This window comes from Pannonibacter sp. I15F10I1 (genome assembly GCF_900185665.1).
GTDB lineage: Bacteria > Pseudomonadota > Alphaproteobacteria > Rhizobiales > Stappiaceae > Pannonibacter > Pannonibacter indicus.
Genome location: NZ_FYAN01000002.1, coordinates 363575 through 389515 on the forward strand (window position 1 = coordinate 363575; position 25941 = coordinate 389515).

Annotated in this window: 19 protein-coding genes; 6 read left to right on the plus strand and 13 right to left on the minus strand. The window is 64.9% G+C overall.

The window, feature by feature from the left end; all coding sequences use genetic code 11:
* The first annotated feature begins 343 nt into the window (after nt 1-343).
* Genes IF10I1_RS01585 through IF10I1_RS01600 form a run of 4 tightly spaced genes read left to right on the plus strand, consistent with a single transcriptional unit; the run spans nt 344 to nt 3583 of the window.
* A complete protein-coding gene (locus tag IF10I1_RS01585) occupies nt 344-1333 on the plus strand; it encodes an ABC transporter permease (protein WP_208977516.1) in 990 nt (329 codons plus the stop codon).
* Nucleotides 1330-2205 carry an ABC transporter permease gene (locus tag IF10I1_RS01590; RefSeq protein ID WP_186391657.1) on the plus strand — a complete coding sequence of 292 codons (876 nt, stop codon included), beginning with the start codon at nt 1330-1332 and terminating at the stop codon, nt 2203-2205. Before IF10I1_RS01585 ends, IF10I1_RS01590 begins: the two co-directional genes overlap by 4 nt.
* On the plus strand, nt 2202-2936 hold the full coding sequence (locus tag IF10I1_RS01595; RefSeq protein ID WP_186391656.1) for an ATP-binding cassette domain-containing protein: 735 nt from the start codon (nt 2202-2204) through the stop codon (nt 2934-2936). The genes IF10I1_RS01590 and IF10I1_RS01595 overlap by 4 nt, the downstream gene beginning before the upstream one ends.
* Nucleotides 2930-3583, plus strand: a complete 654-nt coding sequence (locus IF10I1_RS01600) for an ATP-binding cassette domain-containing protein (protein WP_186391655.1) — start codon at nt 2930-2932, stop codon at nt 3581-3583. The genes IF10I1_RS01595 and IF10I1_RS01600 overlap by 7 nt, the downstream gene beginning before the upstream one ends.
* Here IF10I1_RS01600 and IF10I1_RS01605 read toward each other — a convergent pair.
* The 13 genes from IF10I1_RS01605 to IF10I1_RS01665 all read right to left on the minus strand — a co-directional run bounded on the left by IF10I1_RS01605 (nt 3541) and on the right by IF10I1_RS01665 (nt 22766).
* Nucleotides 3541-4497, minus strand: coding sequence for an NAD-dependent epimerase/dehydratase family protein (locus tag IF10I1_RS01605; protein ID WP_186391654.1), 957 nt, complete (start codon nt 4495-4497; stop codon nt 3541-3543). The genes IF10I1_RS01600 and IF10I1_RS01605 overlap by 43 nt on opposite strands.
* Before the next feature lie 100 nt (nt 4498-4597).
* The gene (locus tag IF10I1_RS01610) at nt 4598-5674 is read right to left on the minus strand and encodes a glycoside hydrolase family 88 protein (protein WP_186391837.1); all 1077 of its coding nucleotides are present in this window, start codon (nt 5672-5674) and stop codon (nt 4598-4600) included.
* 35 nt (nt 5675-5709) lie between these two features.
* Nucleotides 5710-8220 carry a hypothetical protein gene (locus IF10I1_RS01615; protein WP_208977514.1) on the minus strand — a complete coding sequence of 837 codons (2511 nt, stop codon included), beginning with the start codon at nt 8218-8220 and terminating at the stop codon, nt 5710-5712.
* Nucleotides 8217-9494 carry an HAD family hydrolase gene (locus tag IF10I1_RS01620; RefSeq protein WP_186391653.1) on the minus strand — a complete coding sequence of 426 codons (1278 nt, stop codon included), beginning with the start codon at nt 9492-9494 and terminating at the stop codon, nt 8217-8219. The genes IF10I1_RS01615 and IF10I1_RS01620 overlap by 4 nt, the downstream gene beginning before the upstream one ends.
* Complete coding sequence (locus IF10I1_RS01625; protein WP_186391652.1) at nt 9494-10537, minus strand: ABC transporter ATP-binding protein; 1044 nt, start codon at nt 10535-10537, stop codon at nt 9494-9496. The genes IF10I1_RS01620 and IF10I1_RS01625 overlap by 1 nt, the downstream gene beginning before the upstream one ends.
* Complete coding sequence (locus IF10I1_RS01630; RefSeq protein ID WP_208977513.1) at nt 10534-11598, minus strand: ABC transporter ATP-binding protein; 1065 nt, start codon at nt 11596-11598, stop codon at nt 10534-10536. Before IF10I1_RS01630 ends, IF10I1_RS01625 begins: the two co-directional genes overlap by 4 nt.
* 15 nt (nt 11599-11613) lie before the next feature.
* Nucleotides 11614-12741 carry an ABC transporter permease gene (locus tag IF10I1_RS01635; RefSeq protein ID WP_186391835.1) on the minus strand — a complete coding sequence of 376 codons (1128 nt, stop codon included), beginning with the start codon at nt 12739-12741 and terminating at the stop codon, nt 11614-11616.
* A 58-nt stretch (nt 12742-12799) separates the two neighbouring features.
* The gene (locus IF10I1_RS01640; RefSeq protein ID WP_050472530.1) at nt 12800-13786 is read right to left on the minus strand and encodes an ABC transporter permease; all 987 of its coding nucleotides are present in this window, start codon (nt 13784-13786) and stop codon (nt 12800-12802) included.
* Between the two features lie 149 nt (nt 13787-13935).
* Nucleotides 13936-15840: an ABC transporter substrate-binding protein gene (locus IF10I1_RS01645; RefSeq protein ID WP_186391651.1), complete on the minus strand. Its 1905-nt coding sequence runs from the start codon at nt 15838-15840 to the stop codon at nt 13936-13938.
* Between the two features lie 117 nt (nt 15841-15957).
* The gene (locus IF10I1_RS01650; protein WP_186391650.1) at nt 15958-17010 is read right to left on the minus strand and encodes a LacI family DNA-binding transcriptional regulator; all 1053 of its coding nucleotides are present in this window, start codon (nt 17008-17010) and stop codon (nt 15958-15960) included.
* Between the two features lie 39 nt (nt 17011-17049).
* A complete protein-coding gene (locus tag IF10I1_RS01655) occupies nt 17050-18285 on the minus strand; it encodes a CehA/McbA family metallohydrolase (RefSeq protein ID WP_186391649.1) in 1236 nt (411 codons plus the stop codon).
* The gene (locus IF10I1_RS01660) at nt 18282-21386 is read right to left on the minus strand and encodes a glycoside hydrolase family 38 C-terminal domain-containing protein (protein WP_186424332.1); all 3105 of its coding nucleotides are present in this window, start codon (nt 21384-21386) and stop codon (nt 18282-18284) included. Before IF10I1_RS01660 ends, IF10I1_RS01655 begins: the two co-directional genes overlap by 4 nt.
* A gap of 9 nt (nt 21387-21395) precedes the next feature.
* On the minus strand, nt 21396-22766 hold the full coding sequence (locus tag IF10I1_RS01665; protein WP_186424333.1) for a glycoside hydrolase family 28 protein: 1371 nt from the start codon (nt 22764-22766) through the stop codon (nt 21396-21398).
* Nucleotides 22767-23330: 564 nt separating this feature from the next.
* On the opposite strand from IF10I1_RS01665, the gene prmB reads away from it, so the two are divergent.
* Nucleotides 23331-24302 carry a 50S ribosomal protein L3 N(5)-glutamine methyltransferase gene (gene prmB, locus IF10I1_RS01670; RefSeq protein WP_186391646.1) on the plus strand — a complete coding sequence of 324 codons (972 nt, stop codon included), beginning with the start codon at nt 23331-23333 and terminating at the stop codon, nt 24300-24302.
* Between the two features lie 180 nt (nt 24303-24482).
* Nucleotides 24483-25520, plus strand: a complete 1038-nt coding sequence (locus tag IF10I1_RS01675; RefSeq protein WP_122522230.1) for a substrate-binding domain-containing protein — start codon at nt 24483-24485, stop codon at nt 25518-25520.
* Nucleotides 25521-25941: the final 421 nt, after the last annotated feature.

Below are 25941 nucleotides of genomic sequence, written 5' to 3' on the forward strand. Positions count from 1 at the left end.
ATCTTGTTTGAAGCCGGTCAACGCGCAGGAAATGCCTGCAATCAGGCCGCCCCGGCACGGCCTTTCAGCCCCCCTCCCCCTCGTGGGGAGGGGTTAGGGGTGGGGGGAAAGGACGTGCCGGCAGGCAGAGTATCCATTGTTCTCAGGCAGCCATATCTCTCTATCTCTCTTCAGAAGAACATCCACCTTACAGATGACCGCAGGCTCAGAGCCCCCCACCCCTCACCCCTCCCCACCAGGGGGAGGGGGGCGGCGGCGTTCTGCGGCCATACTGATGCATCACTGCGGTTAGCTGTCCGCAACGGACGCGCCCCCGCACACCTGGCAAAGGAAGGCAGCCATCATGACTGACTGGCTGCTGCCTCTGCTCCGCAACCGCTTGATCCGGCTTGCATGGATGGTACCCGTAGGGGCCTTTGGGCTGTTTGCGCTGGTTTCGCTGGCGCCCATCGACCCGGTGCAGAGCTTTGTCGGCGCGAAGATGATGCAGGTGGGGCCGGAGCAGCGCGAGGCGATTGCGGCGGCCTGGGGCTTGAACGATCCATTCGGCGAGCGGTTTCTCCGCTGGGCCGGCAACGCGCTCTCCGGCGACTTCGGCAATTCCATCACCTACAACGCGCCCGTGCTCGACATCATCCGCGACCGGTTTCCCGCCTCGCTGGCGCTGATTGCGGCGGCCTTTGCCTTTTCCTTCGTGCTCGGTCTTGGCCTTGGCACGGTGGCCGCGGCCACGCGCGGGCGCTGGCCGGACCGGATCATCCGGGGCTTTTCGGTGATGCTCGCCTCCAGCCCCGGCTTCTGGGTGGCGCTGCTGCTGGTCGCCGTGTTTGCCGTGGGCCTCAACTGGCTGCCCGCTTGCTGCGCCGCCCCGCCGGGACTGCAGGCCGATGAAGCCACCCTTGGCCAGCGCCTGTGGCACATGATCCTGCCGGCTATCTCGCTCTCCATCGTCGGCATTGCGCCGCTGATCCTGCACACGCGCCAGAGCATGATTGCCTTTCTCGACAGCCCCGCCGGACGGCATCTGGCCGCCCATGGCTGGACCAGCCTGCCGCTGGCTTTCGGGCCGGGCCTGCGCCACGCGCTCGGCTGTGCGCTGACCGTGCATCTGGCCGGTGCGGGCGAGTTGTTCGGCGGCTCCGTGCTGGCCGAAACCGTCTTTGCATGGCCGGGCCTTGGGCAGGCAACCGTCCGGGCTGCCACAGGCGCGGATGCGCCGCTGCTGATCGGCATCGGCCTTGCCACGCTGCTGTTCGTCTTTGCCGGAAACCTTGCCGCCGACATTGCCGCAAGACTGCTCGACCCGCGCCTTGCCCGGAAGGAGGCCGCATGAGCCTTGCCCATACAAGTGACGCCGCCCCCGCGCAGGTGCTCCCAGCCCGCCCGCGCAGCAATCCGCAGAAGCGCGTTGCCCTGCTGGGGCTTGCCGCGCTTGGGCTCATCGCCGCCATCGGCCTTGCTGCGCCGCTGGTTCCGGAAAGCTGGTATGCGGTGAACCCGGCAGCACGCGGCCTGGCCCCCTCGCTGGCCCATCCCGTGGGCACCGATCTTCTGGGCCGGGACCTGGCCGCACGCACGCTCTCCGCCCTTGGCCGCAGCATCTGGGTGGGCTTCTTTTCTGCGGCCCTTTCAACGTTGATCGCGCTCGCCATCGGTCTTGCCGCAAGTCTCGACCGGCGGACAGACCGGCTGCTGGGCGGGGTAACAGAACTGGCGCTCGGCCTGCCGCATTTCGTGCTGCTGATCCTCATCTGCTATGCCGCAGGCGGCGGCACCACGGGGGTGATCATTGCGGTTTCCCTCACGCACTGGCCGCGTCTGTCGCGCGTGCTGCGGCATGAGGCGCAGACGGTGCTGACCTCGGACTATGTGATGATCTCCCGCGCCCTTGGCCGTTCCCCCGGCTGGATCGCCCGCCGGCATCTCGTGCCGCATCTGCTGCCGCAGCTCGCCGCCGGTTTCGTGCTGATCTTCCCGCATGCCATCCTGCATGAGGCGGGCCTCAGCTTCATCGGCCTTGGCATCGAGCCGCACCTGCCCTCCATCGGCATGATGCTGTCGGAATCCCTGCGCGGGCTGATGGCCGGAAAATGGTGGATCGCCGCCGGTCCCGGTCTTGCCCTGATGCTGGTGGCGCTGTGTTTTGAGCTTCTGGGCGAGCGCCTGCGCAAGGCGGCAGACCCGCGTGCGGTGGATATCGCATGAGCCTTTCGGTCATCAACCTGACGGTCAGTTTCCCCAGCGCGGACGGCCAGTCCGTGCAGGCGCTCAAGGGCCTGAGCCTCACTGTCGAACGCGGCGAAGTGGCCGGGCTTGCGGGCGCATCGGGTGCGGGCAAGAGCCTTGTGGCTGAGGCGCTGATCGGTCTGCTGCCGGGCAATGCCATCACAGGCGGCCATGTGACCGTGGACGGCCAGAAGCCGCACCCCGGATCGCTCGCCCTTGCGCCGCAGACCATCGACGCCCTGGACCCGCTCACCCGCACCGGCCCGCAACTCGCCCGCTTCGGCAAGCCATTTGGCCGGGCGGTGGATGCCGGAAAGCTGCTGGCAGATGTAGGGCTTGAGCCGGACGTGGCCCATGCCTTCCCGCATGAACTGTCCGGCGGCATGGCCAAGCGCGTGCTGCTGGCCAGTGCGCTGGCCTCAGGCGCTGACTTCATCATTGCAGACGAGCCCACCAGCGGGCTCGACCCGGACAATGCAGACCGCATCATCGCGCTGATTGCCAGTCTTGCCCAGAAGGGCCAGGGCCTGCTGGTGATCAGCCACGACCTGAAACGCCTTGCCGCCATTGCCCGGCGCATCACCGTGATGCAGGATGGTGCCATCGTGGAGACGGCAGATGCAGAATGCTTTGCCAGCGAAGGATCGACCCTTTCCGCCCCCTACACACGCGCCCTGTGGCGGGCGCAGGAGATCTACGGCACATGCTGAGCGCGGAAAGGCTGAGCCTGAAACTCGGGCAGAAGCAGGTGCTGGACGGCGTGAGCCTGACGCTTGAGCCGGGCAGCGTGACCGGTCTTGGCGGGCCATCGGGGGCAGGCAAGACCAGCCTCGGCCGCTGTCTTGCCGGGCTTATTGCGCCAGCAGAAGGCGCCGTGCGTCTCAATGGTTCCGCCCTGCCACCCTTGCGCGCGGGACGCCCGCACCCGGTGCAATATGTGCCGCAGATGGCGGAGCTTGCCGTCGATCCACGCTGGCGCATCGGCGATATCCTGCGCAACGGCGGGGAGCCTGATGCAGAGGTTCTAGCCGCCCTCGGGATTGATCCGGCCTGGGAAACACGCCACGCGGGGGAGGTTTCGGGCGGTGAGTTGACCCGTGTTTCGCTGGCGCGGCTGATCCTGCCCTCCACCCGGGTGCTGATCCTCGACGAGGTGACGGCCCGGCTTGACGCGCTGTCGGAGGATGCCCTGTGGCAGGCGCTTTTGCCTCTGGCGAGACAGCGAGGTCTGACCCTCCTGATCATCAGCCACAAGCAGGGCCTGCGGCAGCATCTGTGCAACGCGAGCCATCTTCTGGAAAACGGCAGACTGGTTCAGGAAACCGGCTTGCCGGCTTCCGCAATGCGCCGGTCCTGAGCGCCCAGCGCCTCCAGTGCTTCAAGGGTTGTCTCGGCAGGCACCCACCCCAGCGCCATCAGCGCGGCCGGGCTGGCGGCAAGCGAGCCGCCCAGCCGTTCGGCCATCTCGCCCTTGCCTGCCAGTTTCAAGCCCAGCTCCAGCAGCGCTGGTGGCACCGGCAGAAGACCCGGCCTGCGGCCAAGGCCGCGCCGGTAGGCCGCGATGATCCCGGCGAGCGTCACCGGCTCCGGGTCCGCCACGATCAGCGGGCGGTTGGGGGCTTCCGGCAGCCGCATCACGCAGTCCACCGCACCGGCCAGATTGGCCAGCGAGATCAGCGAGCGCTTGCCGGTGAAAAGCCCGAAGGGCAGCGGCACGGGCTTGCGGGCCAGCGCGAACAGCGCTTCCAGATTACCCCTCGCGCCCGGCCCATGCACCAGCACCGGCCGCAGCGCGGCGTAAGGCAATCCGGCTTCGGCAATCGCGGCCTCGGCCTCCAGCTTCGAGCGGCCATAGGCATCGGTGGGCTGCGCGGCATCTGCTTCCGTCAGCACGTGATCGGCCGAGGGGCCGGACTGGGCACGGATGGAGGACAGGAACACGAAGCGCTTCACGCCAGCCTTGCGCGCGGCCTGTGCCAGTGCCGCCGTCGCGTCGCGGTTGACAGCCCGGTAGTCATCCTCCGGTCGGCCAGACATGGCATGGGCGATGCCGGCGGAATGGACCACGAAATCCACATCCCGCATCGCCTGATCAAGGTTGCGCGGACGGGCAAGGTCACCGATGAATTCCTGATCCGCGCTCACAGCATCCTCCACCGGACGGCGCAGCAGCAGCCGCAGACGGTATCCCCGGCGGATGAGATCGGCAGCCAGATACTGGCCGACAAAGCCGGTGGCACCGGTCAGCGCAACAAGCGGGGCTTCGGTCATGGGGCATCTCCGGTCAGCTGGCGTGAACGGCACAAGCGGTACTGCACCCGTCCCGCCCACACAAGCCCCGCTAAAAACGGCGGCCCCTTTCCCGAAGCTGTCAGCCTCTTCCCTCCGCCAGAGCCCGGACGAGCAGCAGCATGACCAGCGCCTGACCGTAAGGGGCGGGCACATTCGGGATCTGGCGGTAGAAGTCCAGCGTATGGCCCATGGGCGTTCCATCCGACACCTGCAGCACGATACCGCTGTCATCGATCCGCTCCAGCACCGCCGCCAGTGCCCGGTCGGCCACCGGGCGGTAATCCTGCGGCAGCAGGCCAAGGTCGATGCCGCGCAGAATGCCATAGGCGATGGCGGCAGTGGCCGAGGTTTCCTCCGGCGACTGCGGGTCCAGCACCAGCGTGCAGAACATGCCGTTGCCGCGCTGGTTCTCCGCCAGCGTGCGCACCTGCGCGTCCAGAATGAAGGTGAGATGCGCCTTCAGATGGCCGGGGATATCCTTGACGAGGCCGAACAGCTCCGGAATTGCCACGGTGATCCAGGCATTGCCCCGCGCCCAGAAGGCCTTGGCGAAGTTGTGGTTCCCGTTGAAAGTCCAGCCATGATACCACAGGCCGGTGACCGGATCGGCGAGGAACCGTTCATGCACGAGGAACTGGTAGAAGGCTTCCTCGATCCAGTCTTGCCGGCCGAAGCGCTGCCCGGCGCGGGCCAGGAACAGGCACGTCATGAACAGCGTGTCGTCCCACAGCTCGCCATCGTTCATCCGCTCCTTCACCACATGCTGGAAACCGCCGTCGCGGGTGCGGGCAAGGCTGGTCATCAGCCAGTCCGCCCAGTCCTTCACCAGTGCCTCGAAATCCGGCCGGTCCACATGATCGATCAGCACCGACAGCGGCAGCATGGGCGAGGAGGAATTGACCTGGCGCGGCGGGATGCCCTTGGAAATCTGCCAGTCATACCAGCGGGCAATCGCCTCGATCAGCGACCGGTCGCCCACCGCCTCCGCATGGCGGATGAGACCGTAGATGCCGACGCCCACTTCCCAGTCCCATTCCTCGAACTGCAGGTCATAGGCATCTTCGGAAATCGCGGCGGTCTGGTTCATGCCCTTGAGGCGGGCGAGACCGACCGCCACGCGGGACAGCGTCGCGGACAAGGTGTCGGGATTGATCATCAACATGGCGGGGTCCTGTCAATCGGCGGATCAGATCAATGGGAGACGGCAGGAAACTGCCGGATGAGCGGGTCGAGGCTGCGGTTGGGGAAAGGCATCGCCGTGCCATCCACAACAAGGCCGGAGCCCCAGGAAAGCGCGAGGGACGGATGGCCCGCCCCCGAAAGCGTCAGGGTGAGCACATCAGCATCAAAGGCGAGGCCGAGAGCCTGAACGCTGGAGCGGAAGCGGGCAAAGGCAGCAGCGGGATCAGCCTCTCCTGCAGCCTCCCCCATCAGCGCCGCCCAGCCGCAGCGGCTGGCATGGGCGCGGAACTCGATACCCGCGCCCGGCCCTTCCGTCACCGCCTCAAGCGGGGCGCTGGCCGTGAGCGCGGCAAAGCCTGCGCCCGAGCGCAGGAACAGCCAATTGCCGTCCTGCCGCACCTCATCAAAGGCAGAGGTTTCCACGTAAGCGTGGGTGAAGCCGATACGGGGATTCTCGCCCAGATCGAACACCAGCAGCGCGGCGTTGCCGTGCTGGCCAACGCGGGGCATGACGCCATTGCCCGCCCAGTAGGACGGACGCTGGCCGCCCCAGGGATCATCGGCACCGGGATGATTGACCCAGGCGCGGGCAAAGGGATGGGCGGCAAAGCGCAGATCCACCTGATGCTGCTGGTGGCCTTTTTTGCCCGGCTCACCATCCACCATGGAGGAGAGCTGCACATGGGCGGACTTGTAGAGTGCCAGCCGGGCCGCCTCGTCATGGCCCTGCACGTAATGGGCTGTCAGCGCCGTACCCGGAGCGGGACTTACCACGTCAAGCGCGCGTTGCGGCGGAGCGTAGGAGCCTGCCGCCAGCATCGGCAAGGCGGCCACACCATCATTCAGCCAGCCCTCGCCAAAGCCGAGGGTAGCGAAGGGGCCAAGCTCGGTCAGCGGACCGGCGCGCAGTTCCTTGTCATAGGCCCGGCCCATGGTGCCGGCCGGAACACCGCCCAGCGTGTGCAGGCCGATCATCAGGAACAGCCGGTCCAGCAGTTGCGCCGCCCGCTCGCGGATACGGCCATCGCCCAGATGCTCCAGCGCCAGAAGACCGATGAAGTCGATCGGGTAATAGGCGGCAGAGTTCCACTCGGCGAGGCCATGGGCCTCGACACTGTCGAACCAGCGCATCAACCGCTCTTCCCCCAGCCGTGCCTGCTCCACACCCTTGCGGCCGGAACAGGTGAAACTGGCATCGGGATAAAGCCGTCCGGCAAGATATTGCGAGACGTGGAAGCACAGCACGTGATTCTCGCTCCAGAACCACATCACGTCATTGCCCGGCTCATCCACCCAGTAGCGGTAGCCCAGCACCGAGGCATCGATGGCATCCCGCAGATCCTGCGGCAGGCCCGCGCCGTAATCCGCCGCCAGCCACAGCAGCGGCACCATCACGAAGTCGGAGCAGTCGCGCCGCTCGTCGATGGCTTCCAGCGTGTTGGCGATGATTTCGCGGAAGGTGGCATCCACCGGCTTTCCAGCCGCCTGCATGGCGATGGCACGCCCGGCGCGCATTTCGCCATGGCTGGCGAGAAACTCCAGCACCTTCGGCTTGCGGTCAGCAAGCGGCAGGGCGCGCCAGTCGAGCTTTTCCAGCCGGTGCGTGGCAAAGGCAATGTGCCGCTCCACCCGCGCCGTGCCGATGGAGAAGGTCAGGTCCAGCGGATGATAGGCATCGGGCAGCGCTTCCGCCCCCGGCAGGCTCACCCGTGTTTCCCCCTTGCGCAGCACGGCAGAGGATTGCAGCAGCGGCGGCTTGTCGCGCATGTGCACGCTGGGCTGGATGCGGGCGGCGATGGTCACATCCACATCCGGCGCATGGGCAAAGACAAGAGCCAGTTCGCCGGTGATGCTGTGGAACGGATCCGGGCGCACGGAGGTGGCCAGCTCCATCAGCGCTGCAATGTCGGCAGGCGCCACATCCACCGGCAGAACCGCCGTGATCGCGGCATCGGAAAGCAGCGTCAGCTCGAAGAACCAGATGGCATCGCGCTCGGCCAGTTCTTCGGTCAGCACGATCACCTCACTGCCTTCCGGCTTGAGGTTCAATTCAATTTCCGTGCTGCTTTCCCTGTTGCGCTGGAACGGCTCGAAGGAGACGGCCTTTTCCCCATCCACCCAGATGGTAACACCGCCGCAGGTGGCAAGGCGGAAGCAGCAGGGCTCAGGCGAGGAAGGGACCAGACGGGTCTTCAGCCATCGCTTCAGCCGGGTTGGCCGGTGCCAGAAGCTGGAGAACTCCACCCGGCGGTTGAAGCCCGGCAGGTTCAGCGCCTCCACCTCGAAAGGCTCGAGCGGAACCTCGCGGGTTTTGATCTCGCCCCACAGGGCAACGCGGCAAGGCAAATCGCCCACATCGACGAAGCCGTTGATGAAGCGGTATTGCACCCGGTCCTCGGCCAGCGCCGGTGTGCCGGGGTAATAGGTCTGATGCACCGGCCCCATGGCCCAGGCAGTGACACTGCTACCTCGCATGACAGGGAAACCGGCAGCAGCAGATGCGGTGAGGGGCGCGGTCATTCATCCTCTCCTTCGCCGGACAGCGGCAGGCTGAGTTCGATCTTCTCCAGCAGATCCGGCAGGCGGCCGATCTGATTGAAGGTCAGCAGCGGGCGCTCGGCCCGGGTGCCGGGCTTGTGGCTGCGCCGGGTGGACCAGTTGAGAAAGAGGGAGATGAGACCGAAGCGGTTGGCGCCCAGAATGTCCCGCTCCAGATTGTTGCCCACCATCACCGTGCGCGCCCGGTCGCCTTCGGCAAGCCCCAGGGCTTCACAGGCGGCAGCAAATATCTTCGGCGAGGGCTTCAGTTCGCCGATGTCGCCGGAGATGATGTGAGCCTCGAAGCAGTCCCACAGGCCATGATGCTTGAGGATGTTCTCGAAGGTCGCGCGCGGGCCATCGGCCACCAGCGCCAGCCGGTAGCCGCTGCGCATCAGTTCGCGCAGCATATCGCCTGCGCCGGGAATGAGATCGGCGCTGGTGACCACTTCCGTTCCGGGGATCTTCACCTCGGTGCGCTCATCCACCAGGGTGTCGCCGCAGTCCAGAAACACCGCGGCCAGATGCGGCACGCGGGTTTCCAGACTGGCAACGAGCGCCTCCACCCGCCCCGGCACCCAGCTATCAAGCATGGGCCAGGGCATGAGGCACACACCGCCTTCCTCGTCGCTGCAGCGGGAGAACTGCCAGGACGGGGAAAACGCCATGCGCTTCAGGGCAAGGCGCGCCAGACGGCAGCTCAGCGGGGAGGCCGAGATGCGTCCGGCATCGGAGAACCGGTTGGAGAGGTGCACGCCCCCATCCCCGGCGAAGGCACCGCACATGGCCGCGATCAAGGGACCTGCATTGCGGCGCATCTCGCCGTCATCGGCCCAATGGGCATGTTTGCCCGGCTCCAGAAAGAGAACCGGGCGCCCCGCCTCCACCGGCAGCGCGCCACCGGGACGCAGCATGCGGCGGCGTGCGCCATGGCGCGAAGCCTCGACCCTGGCAATGCTGCCGTCCGGCTCGACATGCACCCAGACATGTTCAAGGTCATAGAGATGCTGAATGTCCCAGTCGTACCAGATCGCATATTCGATCACCGTGCGCCCGCGCGGGCGGATGATGAACTTCGAGGACAGCGAAGGCCCCTCCTCCCGGTAGACCGCATAGCCGGCGGCCAGCGGGCGGAAGGGTTCGGCATCATCCAGGCGCAGCACCGGCAGATAACGGGCGGCAAGGGCAAAGTCAGGTGCCTGATCCGCATCCTCCGGCAGGCCAGAGAGCGGCAGGTCTGCAAGAAGGGCGCGCATCAGCCGTGAACTCCGGTCAGGGTGAGGCTTTCGGCGTGGTGGCAGCGCACCTGACGTCCGCCCTCCACCGTGCGCAGGGCCGGAACCGTGGTGCGGCAGCTTTCATCCGCGTAAGGGCAGCGCGGATGGAACGGACAGCCAGAGGGCACATTCATGGCGTCGGCAATCTCACCCTTCAACGGCACGCGCTTGCGGGTGCGGTTGCCGCGCGGGTCCGGCTGCGGCACGGCGGCGAGCAGGGCTTCGGTGTAGGGATGCAGCGGGCGGGCGAACATCTCCTCCGTCGGGCCAACCTCCATCAGGCGGCCCAGATACATGACGCCGATCCGGTCGGAGATATGCTCCACCATGCCAAGGTCATGGGTGATGAAGAGATAGGTGAGGCCCAGTTGCTCCTGCAGGTCCTGCAGCAGGTTGATGTTCTGCGCCGCGACGGACACATCCAGCGCCGACACCGCTTCGTCTGCGGCAATGAAGCTGGGATTGAGCGCAAGTGCACGGGCGATGCCGATGCGCTGGCGCTGGCCGCCGGAGAAGGCATGCGGATAGCGCTGCAGATATTCCGGGCGCAGGCCGACAAGGCGCAACAACTCCGCCACCCGGTCGCGGATCTCGCTTTCCGAGCCAGCGCCATGCACCACCATGGGCTCGCCCACCAGCTCCAGCAGCGTCATGCGCGGGTTGAGCGAGGAATACGGGTCCTGAAAGATCATCTGCATTTCGCGGCGGATGTCGCGCATCTCCCGGTCGGAGAGACGCGAAATATCCACCACGGAGCCATTGCCGCGCCGGAACAGGATTTCCCCGCCGGTCAGGTCATAGGCACGCAGGATGAGGCGGGCGATGGAGGACTTGCCCGAGCCGCTTTCGCCCACAAGGCCAAAGGTCTCGCCCTTGCGGATATCAAAGGTGATGTCATCCACCGCCTTCACCGCCCCCACCTCGCGGCGGAACCAGCCTTCGTAAACGGGGAAATATTTCCGCACGCCCCTGACGGAGATGAGGGTGTTCTCGTCCATGATGAGATCCTGTGCGGCGGTCATTCGGCAGCCTCCGCAATGCCGGCAGTTCCGGCGAAATGGCAGCGGGCGCGCTGGCCGCTGGGAAAAACGGCATCCTCCGGCACGGTAACATCGCAGGTGCCGGCCACCCCATGCATGCAGCGCGGATGGAAGGAGCAGCCGCCGGGCACGTTGTAGGGGTCGGGCACCATGCCGGAAATGGTGCGCAGGCGGCGGCCATGGCTCTTGCCGAGGCGCGGGATCGATTGCAGCAGCGCCTGGGTATAGGGGTGCTTCGGCTCGTAGAAGATTTCATCCACGGTGCCGGTTTCCACCACGCGGCCCAGATACATCACCGCCACCCGGTCGGCGATATCGGCCACCACACCGAAATTGTGGGTGATGAAGACGATGGCCATGTTCAGCTCTTCCTGCAGCCGCTTCAGCAGCTCCAGGATCTGGGCTTCCGTGGTCACATCCAGTGCCGTGGTCGGCTCGTCGGCAATCAGCAGCGCCGGATCACAGGCCAGTGCCAGCGCGATCATCGCCCGCTGGCGCATACCGCCGGACAGGTGGTGCGGATAACGGTCCACGATGTCGGCCGGCCGGGGCATCTGCACGCGCTTCAGCAGCTCGATGGCCTGATTGCGCGCTTCGGCCTTGGACACCCTCTTGTGCAGCATCACCGTGCGCATGATCTGGGTGCCGATGGTGTGCACCGGCGACAGGGCCGTCATCGGCTCCTGAAACACCATGCCGATTTCGCCGCCGCGCAGGGAGCGCATGGTGCGGCTCTGCCGGTCTTCGGAGGAAATCAGCACCTCGTCACCCGATGAACGGCGGAAGCGGATGGTGCCGCTGGCATTGAGCGCATTGCGCGGCTGCAGCCGCATGATCGAGCGGGCCGTCACCGACTTGCCCGAACCGCTTTCGCCGACGATGCCCAGCACTTCGCCGCGGTTGACATGGTAGGAGACGCCATTGACCGCCCGCACCAGCCCGTCGCGGGTGGGGAAATGCACGCCGACATTGTCCAGTTCCAGCAGCCTCTCGGGCGGCATGGGGGCGAGATCAGGCCTTGGGGCTTTCTGCTTGAAAAACATGATGGCTCCTCCCCCTCAGTGGCCATAAGGATCGGCGGCATCGCGCAGGCCGTCGCCAATGAAGTTGAAGGCGAGGACAACGAGCACGACCGCAACGCCCGGGGCCAGAAGCCAGGGGGCCAGGGAAATGGTGCGAAGGTTTTGGGCGTCCTGCAGCAGCACGCCCCAGCTGACGACCGGCGGGCGCAGGCCCAGCCCCAGGAAGCTGAGCGCGGTTTCACCCAGGATCATCTCCGGGATCGCCAGCGTGACAGCCGCAATGATGTAGCTGGTCATGGCCGGCAGCATGTGGCGGGTGACGATCCGGTACTCCGAAGCACCCGCGAGCCGCGCCGCCAGCACATAGTCCTCCGTTTTCAGCGAGAAGAAGCGGCCACGCACGACACGGGCGAGATGCGTCCAGCCGATCAGCGACAGGATGATGGTGATCAGCACATAGACGAACAGCGGGTCCCAGGCGATGGGCAGCGCCGCCGCCAGACCCATCCACAGCGGGATCGTCGGAATGGAGCGGATGAACTCCATCAGCCGCTGGATGCCGGCGTCAAGCCAGCCGCCGTAGTAGCCCGAGATCGAGCCCAGCGCGAGGCCGAGGATGAAGGCGAAGGCAACGCCGATGAGGCCGGCCGACAGGGTGACGCGGGCGCCATAGAGAAGCCGGGTGAAGAGATCGCGGCCAAGGGAATCGGTGCCCAGCAGGTTGATCTGCTGCTTGCGGTCATCGATGCCAAAGAGATGCACCCGCGTCTCGTAGAGCCCGAGCAGGTGATAGCTTTCCCCTTCCACGAAGAAGCGGATGGGCAGCGGCTTTTCCGTATTGGGCAGATAGATCACCCGCGCCGTTTCCGGATCGCGCTTGCGCTCCAGCGGGTAGATGAACGGCCGGTGCAGGCTGCCTTCATGGAAGATATGCACCATGTTGGGCGGAGCAAAGGTGTTGAGGCGGCTGATCGTCTCCGGCCGGTAGGGCGAAACGAAATCGGCGAAGAGCGCCAGAACGCCAAGCACCGCCATGAAGATGAGCGAAGCCACCGCCAGTCTGTGCTTGCGGAAACGCCACCAGATGAGCGTCCATTGTTTCGCGGTCGAAAGCTCTCCGCCCATCACCTCCTCGCGCGGGGCAAGCGGCGGCAGGACCGGCATCCCGGCGGGCGTGGTGGACAGCGTCTGGTCGAGGGTCTGGGTCATATGGCCTTGCTCCTCATGCAAACCGGATGCGCGGATCGGACAGCGCAAGCAGGATGTCGGACACCACCGTGCCGATGACGGTGAAGACGCTGAGAATGAGAATGAAACTGCCGGCGAGATACATGTCCTGCATCTTCAGCGCCTGCAGCAGCAGCGGGCCGGTGGTGGGCAGGTTCAGCACCACGGCGGTGATCACGTCGCCGGAAAAGAGCGCAGGCAGCGCCCAGCCGACCGTGGAGATGAAGGGGTTGAGCGCCACGCGTACCGGATAGCGCCAGACAACGGTGCGCTCGGTGAAGCCCTGTGCGTAAGCCGTTTCCACATAGGGCTTGCGCAACTCGTCCAGCATGTTGGCGCGCATGACGCGGATCAGTCCCGCTGCACCGCCCGTGGCCAGCACCACCAGCGGAATCCATAGGTGTTCCAGCAGGTTGATGATCTTGGCCAGATCCCAGGGCTTTCCTTCGAACTGCGGCGAGATCAGCCCGCCCACATCCATGTTGAGCCAGACAAAGGCGGTCCACATCAGGATCAGCGCCAGCAGGAAATCCGGGACGCCCTTGCCGAGAAAGCCGAAGACCGTGAACACATAGTCGAAGATGGAATATTGCCGGGTGGCCGAATAGACGCCGACGGGAATGGCGATGAGCCAGGTGAAGATCATGCTGAGGGTGGAAATGAGCAGCGTCAGCCCGAGGCGGTCCCAGATCAGGTCGCTGACGGGTGCGTTCCATTCCAGCGACCGGCCAAAATCCCCGTAGAAGACAATGTTGGAGATCCAGCGCCAGTATTGCACCAGCAGCGGATCATTGAGCCCGAACTGGGCGCGCATCATCGCCTCTTCCGCCTCGGTGATGTACTCCCCGCCATTGCGCAGCTGCGCCGCATAGGCCGTGACGAAATCGCCCGGCGGCAGCTGGATGATGAGGAAGGAGATGAAGGAGACGAAGATCAGCGTGGGCACGGCCCAGGCCAGACGCCGCAAGATGTAACCAAGCATGAACACCCTCCAGTTCCGCACGCAGCCTCGGGGTGGAAGCAGGCAGTACGCCGCGCGGGCGGGAACAGGATTTCAGATTGACCGGATCCGGCACCCCCTGCCCTTCGGCATCGGGGGCGCCGGTCTGAACGTTGCAGCCGCAGCCGCCGCTACTGCTTCATCCACATCTGCTGGGTCACACCAAGGCCGATCCCGCGGGTGATGTCATCCTCGATGAGGTCATCGGGGAAGTTCATGAAGTTGTTCTTCACGATGGTGATGGCAGGCAGCTCCCCGACCACGCCAATGACCCAGCCCTGCGTGACGAAGGTCTTGATCAGGTCGTTGAGTGCGCCATCGGCTTCGGCGCGGCTTGCAGCCTTGGCCGCCTTGTCCCAATCCTCGAAGAGCTTGCGGATCGCGTGATCTGCAGGCGGCTCGATGCCCGAGGCACCCTTGGTCGAGTACCAGATGTAATACTGGTTGGCGTAGGAATCATTGCCCATCATGATGCGCGGGTCAGCCGCCACGACCGACAGGCGGTCGAAGGGATACCACTGCATCTGGAAGTCATTGTTGTCGCGGTTCGCGTCCCACTGGGTCCGGTCGATGATGCGCGGCAGCAGCTCGACACCGATATCCTTGAAATTGGCCGCGATGATTTCCATGGTCTTGGGACCATTGGCATGCTGCATTTCGACAACGATGGACAGGCGCCTGCCATCCGGGCGCAGGCGGAAGCCCTGGGCATCGCGCTTGTCGAGACCGGCCTTGTCCAGCAGCTCGTTGGCCAGATCGGGATCATACTCGGCCCAGTGCGTTTCCAGCTCGGGATCGAAATTCGGCGATCCGGTGACGGGAGAGGCCTGACGGGGCTCGGCAAGGCCGGAGAAGATCAGCTCGTTCACCGTCTCGCGATCGATGGAAACGCTGAGTGCCTGCCGGACTTCAGGTGTTTCGAACAGCCCGCGCAGCACTTCATCCTTGACGGTGAGGTTCGGCACCAGCGCCCAGGTCTGGGCCTGCGTCCAGCGGCGGACCGTGTAATTCCCCTTGGCCTCGTTCTCCTTGTAGAAGGTGAAGTCCTGCGGCTCGACATAGCGCATCTGCATGTCGATCTGGCCCTGCACGATCATCAGGTTGAAGGCTTCCTGATCGTTGAACAGCTTGTGGGTGATGCGGTCGATATAGGGCAGCTGGTTACCGGCCTGATCGACGGCGTAATAATAGGGGTTGCGGACCATGGTCACGATCTCGGCCGGAGCCGGGGTCTCGATCTTCCAGGCGGTGATCACCGGCAGGTCCGGGTTCTGCCACCAGGCGGTTGCCGCCCCGCGCGAGCCCCACAGGTCGCTCCACTTTTCGACGCCGAACTTCGCAGCCGCCGCCTTCAGCTCCTCTTCCGAAGCATATTTGTTGTTGAACTGCTTCAGATAGTGCTTGGGAAACAGGAAGCTCGGGCGGTCAAGGCTCGGGTTGCCGGTGGAATCCTTGGCGAGGATTTCAAGGAAATAGACATAAGGATCCTCGAAGCTGACCTTGAAGGTCTGCTCGTCGATGATCTCCAGCTTCATCGGCTTGCCGCCGGGGGCCAGCGTCTGGTCAATCTCGGCCAGAATGTCCTTGTTGAGATAGACATCGTCATACCAGAAGCGCACGTCTTCCGTGGTCACCGGCTCGCCATCCGACCACTTCAGCCCCTTCAGCAGGGAGAAGGTGAACTCGCGCGAATCCTCGCTGACCGAATAGGACGAGATATAGCCCGGCACCAGTTCCAGCGGGCCGCCGGTCTTCTGGCCCCACTTCACCACGCGCTCTTCCATGAGCTTGGTCGGGCCCCAGCGGTCGCCCGGCCCCTTGTAGGCGCGCTGCCAGTTGCCGCCATACTGGCCAACCTCAGCCGCCTCGATCACGGCCGGTGTCTCCGGCAGGCGCTGATCCACTGGCGGCAGCTTGCCCTCCTTCACAAGTGCTTCCAGCATCGGCGCTTCCTGGAAAGCATGGGCGGAACTGATGGCAGAGCCTGCCAGCAAGATCACCGCCAGTGAAGTGAAAATATTTTTACGAACCCCCATATCAATCTCCTCCCAGAGCCAGAAGCGCAACCATCAACACAGCAGATTAGCTTCTGATAAACTTGACGAAGGAGACGATCCCGCATTGAAAGTACAATTTCAAGAACAAAAATATTTTCATTTACTCGAAGCTTCCCTAGCACTTTCACGGATAATGAGCTGGCAGGCCAGTTCGATCCGGACGGGCGGGAAATCGGGTGCGTGCACGGCAAGACGGTTCTCGAGCGTCTGAACGGCCGCCGCGGCCAGATGGTCCAGCGGCACCCGGACGGTTGCCAGCGGCGGCGTGGTCAGCTCGCCGATGGTCACACCGTCAAAGCCGATGACGCTGACCTCCCCGGGGACGCTGATCCCGGCAGCGCGCAACGCATTGAGCGCACCGATGGCGAGATTGTCGGCTGCGCAGAAGATGGCCGTATTGCCGCCCAAGCCGCCCCGGGCTGCGATGAAGCGTGACAGCGCCGCCTCCCCGTGACCGGGTTCATAACCATCGGCGTAGAGCACCTCGCAGGCATCGGGCGAAAGGTCCCGGGCCAGCAGGGCGTCTCGCACCCCGTCCAGACGGCGGCGGATGGTGCTGCGGCCACGCCAGGTGAGATGCAGGATGCGCTGATGCCCGCGCGACAGCAGCCACTCCGCCGCAAGCCGCGCGCCATAGCGGTTGGACGGCACCACAGTGTCGATGGACATGGAGGGATCATCGCCATTGAGCAGCACCGTGGCGATGCCGGACGCGGCCAGCCCCTTGATCAGGCGTGGTGTGTGGTCATGCACCAGAATGATGCCATCGGCACCGCAGGCCCGCGCCCCGGCAATGATCTCCGGCGCACTCAGATCCCCTTCGCTGGCATGCGGCACCAGCTTGATGGCCCGGCGCTCGCACTCCCGTGTGAGGCCGGAGAGCATCGTCCAGGAAAAGAGGTTGGTGTTCACATGCGGCAGATTGGCGTTGGGCACCGCGAGATAGAGCGTCGAGAGCGAGGCAATCGCCCCCTTCTGCTGGCGCTTGGCCAGATACCCCAGCCTGCGGGCTGCATCCAGCACCCGGGCACGCACCTCGGCGCTGATCGGCGCCGTGCCGTTGAGCACATGCGAGACAGTGCTGAGCGCAACGCCCGCCTCCTGCGAGACATCCTTGATGCCGACCTTGCCCGGCGTCTTCTTCTCCATGCCAGCTCCTCCCAGAGCACACAGCAGCGCTTGCGGCTTTCAGCCTGCGTAATAGGGATTGGTGAAGAGCCGTGGCTCGCCGCCGTTCCAGATCTCATAGCGCAGGAACAGGCTGGCGAACGCCGCTTCATGCGTCAACGTGGCCCCGTCCGGAGACACAGCCTCCACGACGCCCTTGTCCGTGATCACCCGCAACTCGTCTCCGGCTGCAAGGCCGGTGAAGCTGGTGGCCAGTTTCTGCCCGGCCCTTGCTTCTTCGCCGAATTGCGGCCCGGCTTCGTCCGCAGGCTTTGCCATGCGGTCATCAGGCCCTGCCGCCACCACATTGCGCCCCGCACGGATGGCCTCCAGAATGCCCGCGACCGTATGGCTTTCCGCCAGCAGCCGGTTGGACGGATGACCATGGCGGCGGCGGTTCTTGAGGTGGAAATCGCTGCCCGCCGTCACCGGAATCCGGCGCCCGGCGCAAAGCAGTTCCTGCCAGAAATCGATGGCCTGCTGGTTCATCGGCGTCCAGTTGCCGTTCCAGATTTCCATGGCATCAAAGGCCACATCAAAACCGGCCTGCCAGCGCCCGCCATCGGAGTTCTGGAAGGGATGGTTGATCACCACCGTTGCCCCCTTCGAGCGGGCTTCGGCCATCTTGTCCGCCACATCCTGCGGCGAGCGGCAGCGCCAGTCCTCCACCGGCCGCTCCAGCCCGAAGAAATTGGTGTGGCCGTAGAAAGAGGTGAGTTCCATCGCCGGGATCACCAGAATGTCCGGATCATCCGGGCGGATGATGTTTTGCGACACGGTGTTGTGGTCGGTGATGGCGACGAAATCGAGCCGCGAGGCACGGGCGCGGTGGATGGCATCCAGCACCGTGACGCCGCCGTCGGAATGTTCCGAATGGCTGTGAATGTCGCCCACCAGCCATGTCCTGCGCTTGGGCACGAGGCGCACGCGCAGGTCCGTGTAGCAGTTGGGGCCGATCTTCACGATGCCCAGCACCACATCCCAGCGGCCCGGCAGGGGGCCGAGGTCATAGCCCGGCGTCGCCCTGTCAGCTGCCACATGCACATGGCCGCGCTCGGAGCCCGACCAGCCGCGCATGCGCCCGTTCTGGGCAAGGCCAATGTCGATAACGCTGCCGCCGCTGCCGGCCGGGAACACATAGCTGACCTCGATCCGCTCGATGCTGTCATCGACCGTGAAAGGGATCTCGATGAAGGACTTTTCGCCTTCCGGAAACTCGGTGATGCGGCGGGTGAATTCGTGCAGCAGCTGGGTCATGTCAGGCTCGGCATTGAAGAAGTGGCAAGAGCGTTCCGCGACAGGCTGAGCGTCAGGATTTCAAACGGCGCAAGGGAGAAACTGACAGCGCCCTCCTCCACCGTCAGGGCTTCAGGCTCGCGCTCCAGAAGGTCCGTGCGCGCGACGGCGCTGATGGCCGGGTCCAGCCGCAGCCGCGCCTTGCGGCGGGTGCCGGAAACCTCCCACAGGCGCAGGATCATGGCATCGCCCTCTTCGGCCTGTTTCACCGCCTCGATGCAGACACCCTCGCCCTCCAGCGTGAAGGGCATGGCAGCAGAGCCGCCAGCGGCAGCATCCGCAGCAGGAACGAAGCGCAGCGGCAGATTGAAAGCCTCCGCCGCCTGATGCACCGCCACCTTGTCCCCATCATGCAGCATCACCGCATAGCGCAGGTGATGCGCGCCCTGATCGGCCTCTGCCCAGGGCCAGGTGGGCGAGCGCAGCAGCGTCAGGCGCACATCGCTGCCGATCGCGTCATAGCCGTATTTGCAATCATTGAGGAAAGCGGCCCCGAAATCTGGCTCGCTGACATCGATCCAGCGCTGCATGGAACACTCGAAGCGGGCCTTGTCCCAGGAGGTGTTGCGGTGGGTGGCGCGGCGCACGTGGCCGAACTGGATCTCCGCATCAATGGCCGCCGTGTTGAGCGCCAGCGGGAAGGCCGCCTTCACCAGCGTGTTGTGCTCGTGCCAGCTGATGAAGCAATCCACCTCCACCTGCCGGGCGCCTGCCTCCAGCGAGATCACCTGCACAAGGCGCGAGGCTTCATAGCGCCATTCAAACCGGATGGCCGCCCGCAAGGGTCCGCGCTCCACCACCTCTGCCGAGACAAGATCATCGATCTCGAAGACCTGATCCTCGAAATCGGCATCAATGTCCCAGGCATCATATTCGGCCGGCATGTCGCGGAAGGCCTGCAGCCGGTTGGCTTTCGCGCCCGTTTTCAATACCTGCCGCCCGGTCTTGCGGTCGAGGAGCGACACCATGCGGCCAGCCTCATCGAACAGCACTTCGACATGCTCATTGGCAAGCCTGTCTGGCGAGACTTCCAGCCCGTCCAGCGGCGCAGGGGCCGTGTGGGCCTCCAGGCCGGCAAGCGCCAGCGGCGGCAGGGCACTGGCGCGCACCGCATGCGACGCCGAACCATCGGCATGCACGATAGCCTGACCAGAAATGAGGCCGCCGGCATCCGGCATCATCACCAGCCCGCTGCGCGCCGTGCCCGACGGATTGAACACCTGCGCCCCCTCACCCGGCAGCACCGCCAGCAGACGGGTTCTCAGCTCATCCGCAGCCGAGAACAGCCGCGCATAGTCCGCATCGCTGTCCTCATAGACCGCGCCGATGGAAGAGCCGGGCAGGATGTCGTGGAACTGGTTCAGCATCACGATGTCCCACAGGCGGCGCAGCTCTGCCGCCGGATAGGCCACGCCATACTGCGCCGCCAGAACAGCCAGCAGCTCCAGCTCCCGCAGCGCGGTTTCCGCCAGCCGGTTGCTGCGCTTGTTGCGGGCAACGGAAGTCAGCGTGCCGCGGTGAAACTCCAGATAGAGCTCGCCCACCCAGGTCGGATAGCTCTCCGGATTTTCCGCCATGCGCTTCAGCAGCCGCTCGAAGAAGGGGCGCATCGGCGCATGTTCCACCTTCGGGCAGCCGGGGATGCCGCGTTCCATGCGGCGGATGTTGTGCAGCATCTCCCGCGTCGGCCCGCCGCCGCCATCACCATGGCCATAGACGAGGAACAGCTCCTTGCTGAGATGCTGCTGCCCGTGCCGCCGCCAAGTGCCCATCACATGCGTCGGCTTCAGGTTGGGGCAGTAGGTCGTGCCGATGCTCTTGGAGTCATACGGCTGCGTCGTCAGGAAATAGGCGGCAACCTTGGTGCCGTCGATGCCCTGCCAGAACAGGCTCTCCTCCGGCATGCGGTTGGTGTCGTTCCACGACAGCTTGTGCGTGACGAAAGTATCCAGCCCCGCCCGCTGCATGATCTGCGGCAGGGCGGCGGAATAACCAAAGGTATCCGGCAGCCACACCATGCGCGGGCGCACGCCATAGGTCTCTTCGTGATAGCGCACGCCATAAAGGATATGCCGCACCAGCGACTCGCCGCTGGAAATATTCACATCCGGCTCCAGCCAGAGCGCCCCCTCGATCTCGAAGCGGCCCTCCTGAACGCGCGACGCAATACGCTGCGCCAGTTCCGGATAATCCTGCGCCAGATAGTCGAGCAGGACGCACTGGTTGTACATGAACTGATAGTCGGGAAACTCGTCCATCAGCGTCATGGCCGTGGCCATGGAGCGCGCCATCTTCTGCCGCGTCTCGCGCACCCGCCACAGCCAGGCAACGTCAATATGGGTGTGACCGGTGGCGGTGATGACGGGCTTTTGCTCGAAATCCTGAGCCGCATAAATTTCGCCCGCGTGATAACGGGCCAGCGCCAGCGAGGCGCGGAAGCGGGCATCGTTGCCGGGGCGCAGGTCGATGGCATCCACCGCCGCATCCAGTTGGCGCAGGATGAAGGACCGGCGCGGATCATCCTCCGCCAGCAACCGCGCCACATCGAGCGGCACCCGCAGGTCGTAATAGGTTTCCTCAACGTCGAGGTCATGGCGCACCAGATGGCAGGCAAACCCGAGCTGGCGCCGGTCCTCGATGGTGCCGGCCTCGATGAGGATGTCGAAGGCCTCGCCGGGGCGGGCTTCCTCGGTCAGCGGAAACTCCCGGTGGTTGCCATCCACGCCCTGCACGATGCGGCCGTTGACCCGCACGAGGCACTGCGGATCGGACCGGCCCATGACGCTGCCGAAGGCCGCTTCCACATGCACGGCAAGGCGCTGGCCGATCAGTTCGTCGGGCAGCGTGACGCTGCCGCCGAACCAGTAATAGCCATCCGGCTCGCCCCAGACGAGATCCCGGCTGACCGGCGTCCAGTCTTCGCGCGAGGAGGCAACAAGGGCGGCGCGGGTTTCAGAGGACCCGGCGCAATAGCGCAAGGCCACCTCATGGCCGGTGCGGGTGTAGATCCTCTGCTGCAAACGCGACAGCAGATGGTCCAGCTTGCGGATCAGCTTGCTCACGAAGGTTCCTCAAAGACCGTAGACAGACCAGACGGCGGGCACATCCGAAACGGCAACCTGCTCCTGCGCATGCCATCCCTGCGGCAGCGGCAAGGGGCGCTCGATCACCACATCCTCCAGCACCAGCCCTTCCACGTTGTGGGCATAAAGACCGGGCATGCCGCCCGGATAGGGCACGAGGCCGATGACCTTGCCATCGGCGCCCTTCACCCAGGCATTGGCGCGCCCGGCAGCATCCGGCGAAGGGGCCAGATCGGCAGCGGTCGGACGCACATCGTAATAATGGCCGCGCCAAACCCCATCAGCCTGCACCAGACGGATGCGCGACAGCCGCAGACCCGAGATGGCACCGGGCTTGTCGGCGATGAGGTTCACCGCCCCTTCCATACGCCCGGAAATATCCTCGAACACCACATCGCGCACATCGCCCGCAGCCTTGCCGCCGGGCGTGCCCAGAGGGCGGCGGTCCAGCACGGTGATGGTGACCGCCTCGCCCGAGCCCCAGAAGCCTTCCGGCGTTTCCTCGCAGGACAGGCCAATGCGGCGGAAGGCAATGTTGCGCACCTTGCCGCCATCGCGCGAGAAGATGCCAAGCGCCCGGTTGGAGCCGAGGATGCGGCAGTCGCGGAACTCGATGTTCTCGAAATCGCCGTGGCTTTCCGTGCCCAGCTTCAGCGCGCAACTGCGGCTTTCGATGTCGCAATCGGCCACCACGATATCGCGGCAGGCACCAGCGGGTGCCCCGTCCAGCCGGGCGCTGGTCTTCAGCACGATGCCATCGTCAGCGGTGGAAATGCGGCAGCGCTCGACCCGCACATCCCGGCAGGCATCCAGCACCATGCCGTCGGTGTTGGGCATTTCCAGATCATTGGTGACCGACAGGCCCGAGATGCGCAGACCCTCGCATTCGACGAAATGCAGCGTCCACATGGGTGAAGCTTCGACGGAAAAATCTGCAAGCGTCACGCCCTTGCAGTTCTCCAGCACCATCACCCGTGGCCGGGTGGCGGCAGGAATGAGCGTACCCATATCCTCCAGACGGCCCGTGACATAGGCAGGCCCCGGCGCGCTGATGAGGCCGGGGCCGGTGATGGAGATATCCGTGGCATCCTTCGCCGTGATCATGGCACGGCTGGATTGCTCCGCCTCGATGCCAACCTCATTGGCCGCATAGGCCTCGTAGCTTTCGGCAAAGACGAGCACGGCCCCGGCGCTGAAACGCAGATCAAGCCCCGAAGGCAGCTTCAACCCGGCGCAAGCATAACGTCCTGCAGCCAGCCGCAGCGCCTCGCCATTTGCGGCAGCCGCCTCCATCGCCGCCTGCAGCGCAGCCGTTGCGTCGCCCTCCACGGGCGTAAATAATTTTTCACCTGCGCACAAAGCACCCTCCCATCCACCGCCCTCCAGCAGCGAAATATGCAAAAGGATTAAACGGTTTTTTGCGGCAATCAAGGGCGGGAGATGCAGAAGAAGGAATTCCGTGGCGGAATTAAAAATGAAAAAATTTCATTTCTTATCGATTCCCGGACTTCCTTGCCCCACACTTCGCGCCGCCCCGGCCGTGTGCCGGGACCTGTCAGGTACGTGCAGCTCCACGGCCCCTCGGCCGTCACCCCGGCCATCGAGCCGGGGCGGCGCGGTGGGTGGAGATGCGGATTGCCTTTTGCCGCAGCCTCTCTTCTTCTCATCCCCGCGCAGGCGGGGATCAAGTAGTCCCGGTGCTTACCTCGCTCGCGCAGGGCGTATTAGATCCCGGTCTTGCCGCTGCGCGCCAAACCGGGATGACATGATGTGTGTTTGCGCGTCCCTCACTCCCGATGCAGGGAAGGAAACACAGCCCCACCGGAAACCGGTTCACCCTCACCCCCGAAATGCGCTAGAGCAGGGCAACGTCTTGCAAAGCCAGCGCCCGGTGCTGGCCCGCCTCACTTCAAGGATATCCAGATGCCCGAAGACACCCCGCTGAATGCCCCCTTTGCCGAACTGACCAGGCCGGACCTGCGCCGTGAGATGGCAGGGATGGCCACCCTGCGCGATGCACTGAGGCTTGCCGTCAGCGCCTTTCAGGAGGCGGGGCTCTATTATGGTCACGGCTCGGCAACGGCGGTGGATGAGGCGGTGTTCATGATCCTTGAAAGCCTCAACCTGCCGGTTGACGACTTCAACGCCTTTGCGGACGCTCGCCTGACAGAACGGGAAAAGACGCTGCTGGGCGAGCGGCTGGCCCTGCGCATCGAAAAGCGCCTTCCGGCGGCCTATATCACCGGCCGCAGCTACCTGCTGGGCCTGCCGTTCCGGTCCGACGCCCGTGCGCTGGTGCCGCGCTCCTATATCGCCGAACTTCTGCGCTCGCCGCTGTTCGACGGCTCGGAGCCGGCCCAGAGCCTCATCGGCGATCCCTATGAGGTGACGTCCGTTCTGGATCTTTGCACCGGCGGCGGCTCGCTCGCCATCTTTGCCGCCTATGCCTTCCCCAATGCCGCGGTGGATGCGGTGGATCTGTCGCCGGAAGCCTTGAGCCTTGCAGCCGAAAACGTGCGCGATCACGGGCTTGAGGACCGCATCACCCTGCTGCAGGGCGACCTCTTTGCCCCCGTCAAGGGCAAGACCTATGACCTCATCATCACCAACCCGCCCTATGTGGGGCCGGAGGTGATGGAGGTGCTGCCCGGCGAATTCCTGCACGAGCCGCAGATGGCGCTGGCCGGCGGCGGCGGTGACGGGCTCGATCTGGTGCGCCGCATCATCGAAGAGTGCCGCGCTCACCTCAACCCGGAAGGCGGCATGCTCTGCGAAATGGGCGAGGATCACGACATTCTCGACGAGGATTATCCGGACTGCGAGTTCCTGTGGCTCGATTCCGAAGACTCCGCCTCCGAAGTCTTCTGGCTGCCTGCCACCTCGCAGTGGAGCTGAGGGCAAGCCGCCCGCAAGACGCTGCGCCGCAATCGTGTCACACGGTTGCGGCGCTTATCCCGGCACCCTTGATCGCACTTGCAAAGACCGCCGGTTTTGGGTCAGGTGCCGGGAGGTCCAGCCGCGCGCAGGTTTGATTGCCTGGCGCAAGGACCGGTGATTTTCTGGGCGGGAGCAACCATGCGCGAGGTCAATCCGAAGGTCTTTGTCAGCGCAAAGATGGTTGCCGAGCGGGCTGGGGTGTCGCGGTCAGCGGTCTCACGCACCTTCACCGACGGCGCCAGCGTTTCAGAGGAAACCCGCCGGAAGGTGATGGAAGCCGCCGAAGCCCTTGGCTATCACGTCAATCACCTGGCCCGGCAGCTGCGCGAGCGCAGCAACATCGTCTGCCTGATCGTGTCGGACATGACGACGCCCGTGCGCGCCGGAATGCTCGAAAGCCTGACGCGCAAGCTTCAGGCCGCAGGCAAGATCACCATGGTGATCAACACGGAAAGCAACGAGGAAAGCGTCGGGCGCGCCCTGAAGCTGACGCTGCATTACAGAGCCGATGCGACTGTGGTTCTGTCCGGCACCCCCTCTTCGTCGCTGGTCCATACGGCGCTCGCCAACGGCCAGCAGGTCGTGCTGATCAACCGCGACGATGGCTTGCACGGCGCCCAGAATGTCGGCGTGGACAATGGGATGGCAGCCAAAGAAGCCCTCTTCCTGCTCCGGCGCGCAGGCTGCCGGAGAATTGGCCTCCTGACGTCGCAGGCGCGCACGCCAAGCCTGCTGGCCCGTGAGCGCTGTTTCACCGCCGCCGCCTCTGCCTGCAACCTCGAGGTCACCGTCTTTGAGGCGGGCCCGACAGGCTACCGTTCCGGCTATGAAGCGGCCCGCCGTGTCTTTGCCCGCTCCATCTCGCCCGATGGCGTCTTCTGCGTCACGGATTTGCTCGCCCTCGGCTTCATGGACGGTGCCCGCCAGGAATTCGGATTGAAGATCCCGGAAGACCTGTGCGTCATCGGCTTCGACAATATCGAACAGGCGGGCTGGGAAGCCTATCAGCTTACGACCTTTGAACAGCCGCTCGACCGCATGGCGGGCCATGTGGTGGATCTGCTGACCTTGCCCGAGCCATTGCCTGAAGAATTGCCCGGCAGGCAAAATACCGGGGCCGCCATCTTTGAACCGCTCCCGGTCTGGCGCCGTTCCGTGCGGGCGAAACCAGCCTGACACCAGGATTTCCATGCTTCGCGCAGGACACCAAGCCTTACAGCGCTGCCCCATCACGCCCTGAAATTATTCAGGCGCTGCACGGGTTTGACCCGTTTCTGGCGCGCCACTCCCGTCAAAGACCGGCGGACGAACCAATTTTTGCACACATGTGCAAAGCCATCTTGTCATGAAAGCGTTGCGTTGGCGCGATAGGCAGTCACCGCCGGAGCCGGACATATTGCACTCATGTGCAGTCAGGTGTCCTGCCATGCAGAAACCCGTTCTGATGGCAACCGGTGCTTCTCCTTTCCGGGCCGGAAGGGCGGGGCTCATGGAGAGCGAACGGCAGCGCCGGCCGGCTGCCGTAAACGGCGCTTGTGCCGCCTCTCGTTTGTTTGACCGCCGGCACGCGCCGGGTGCTCCTGCCTGGCCGCCATTG

What these genes read in the sequence shown, in the direction of transcription:
- IF10I1_RS01630 (WP_208977513.1), bottom strand. Translation starts at nt 11,598, where the DNA reads ATGTTTTTCAAGCAGAAAGCCCCAAGGCCTGATCTCGCCCCCATGCCG.
- IF10I1_RS01640 (WP_050472530.1), bottom strand. Translation starts at nt 13,786, where the DNA reads ATGCTTGGTTACATCTTGCGGCGTCTGGCCTGGGCCGTGCCCACGCTG.
- IF10I1_RS01605 (WP_186391654.1), bottom strand. Translation starts at nt 4,497, where the DNA reads ATGACCGAAGCCCCGCTTGTTGCGCTGACCGGTGCCACCGGCTTTGTC.
- IF10I1_RS01635 (WP_186391835.1), bottom strand. Translation starts at nt 12,741, where the DNA reads ATGCCGGTCCTGCCGCCGCTTGCCCCGCGCGAGGAGGTGATGGGCGGA.
- prmB (WP_186391646.1), top strand. Translation starts at nt 23,331, where the DNA reads ATGCCCGAAGACACCCCGCTGAATGCCCCCTTTGCCGAACTGACCAGG.
- IF10I1_RS01585 (WP_208977516.1), top strand. Translation starts at nt 344, where the DNA reads ATGACTGACTGGCTGCTGCCTCTGCTCCGCAACCGCTTGATCCGGCTT.
- IF10I1_RS01620 (WP_186391653.1), bottom strand. Translation starts at nt 9,494, where the DNA reads ATGCGCGCCCTTCTTGCAGACCTGCCGCTCTCTGGCCTGCCGGAGGAT.
- IF10I1_RS01615 (WP_208977514.1), bottom strand. Translation starts at nt 8,220, where the DNA reads ATGACCGCGCCCCTCACCGCATCTGCTGCTGCCGGTTTCCCTGTCATG.
- IF10I1_RS01675 (WP_122522230.1), top strand. Translation starts at nt 24,483, where the DNA reads ATGCGCGAGGTCAATCCGAAGGTCTTTGTCAGCGCAAAGATGGTTGCC.
- IF10I1_RS01595 (WP_186391656.1), top strand. Translation starts at nt 2,202, where the DNA reads ATGAGCCTTTCGGTCATCAACCTGACGGTCAGTTTCCCCAGCGCGGAC.
- IF10I1_RS01590 (WP_186391657.1), top strand. Translation starts at nt 1,330, where the DNA reads ATGAGCCTTGCCCATACAAGTGACGCCGCCCCCGCGCAGGTGCTCCCA.
- IF10I1_RS01625 (WP_186391652.1), bottom strand. Translation starts at nt 10,537, where the DNA reads ATGACCGCCGCACAGGATCTCATCATGGACGAGAACACCCTCATCTCC.
- IF10I1_RS01645 (WP_186391651.1), bottom strand. Translation starts at nt 15,840, where the DNA reads ATGGGGGTTCGTAAAAATATTTTCACTTCACTGGCGGTGATCTTGCTG.
- IF10I1_RS01600 (WP_186391655.1), top strand. Translation starts at nt 2,930, where the DNA reads ATGCTGAGCGCGGAAAGGCTGAGCCTGAAACTCGGGCAGAAGCAGGTG.
- IF10I1_RS01655 (WP_186391649.1), bottom strand. Translation starts at nt 18,285, where the DNA reads ATGACCCAGCTGCTGCACGAATTCACCCGCCGCATCACCGAGTTTCCG.
- IF10I1_RS01650 (WP_186391650.1), bottom strand. Translation starts at nt 17,010, where the DNA reads ATGGAGAAGAAGACGCCGGGCAAGGTCGGCATCAAGGATGTCTCGCAG.
- IF10I1_RS01610 (WP_186391837.1), bottom strand. Translation starts at nt 5,674, where the DNA reads ATGATCAATCCCGACACCTTGTCCGCGACGCTGTCCCGCGTGGCGGTC.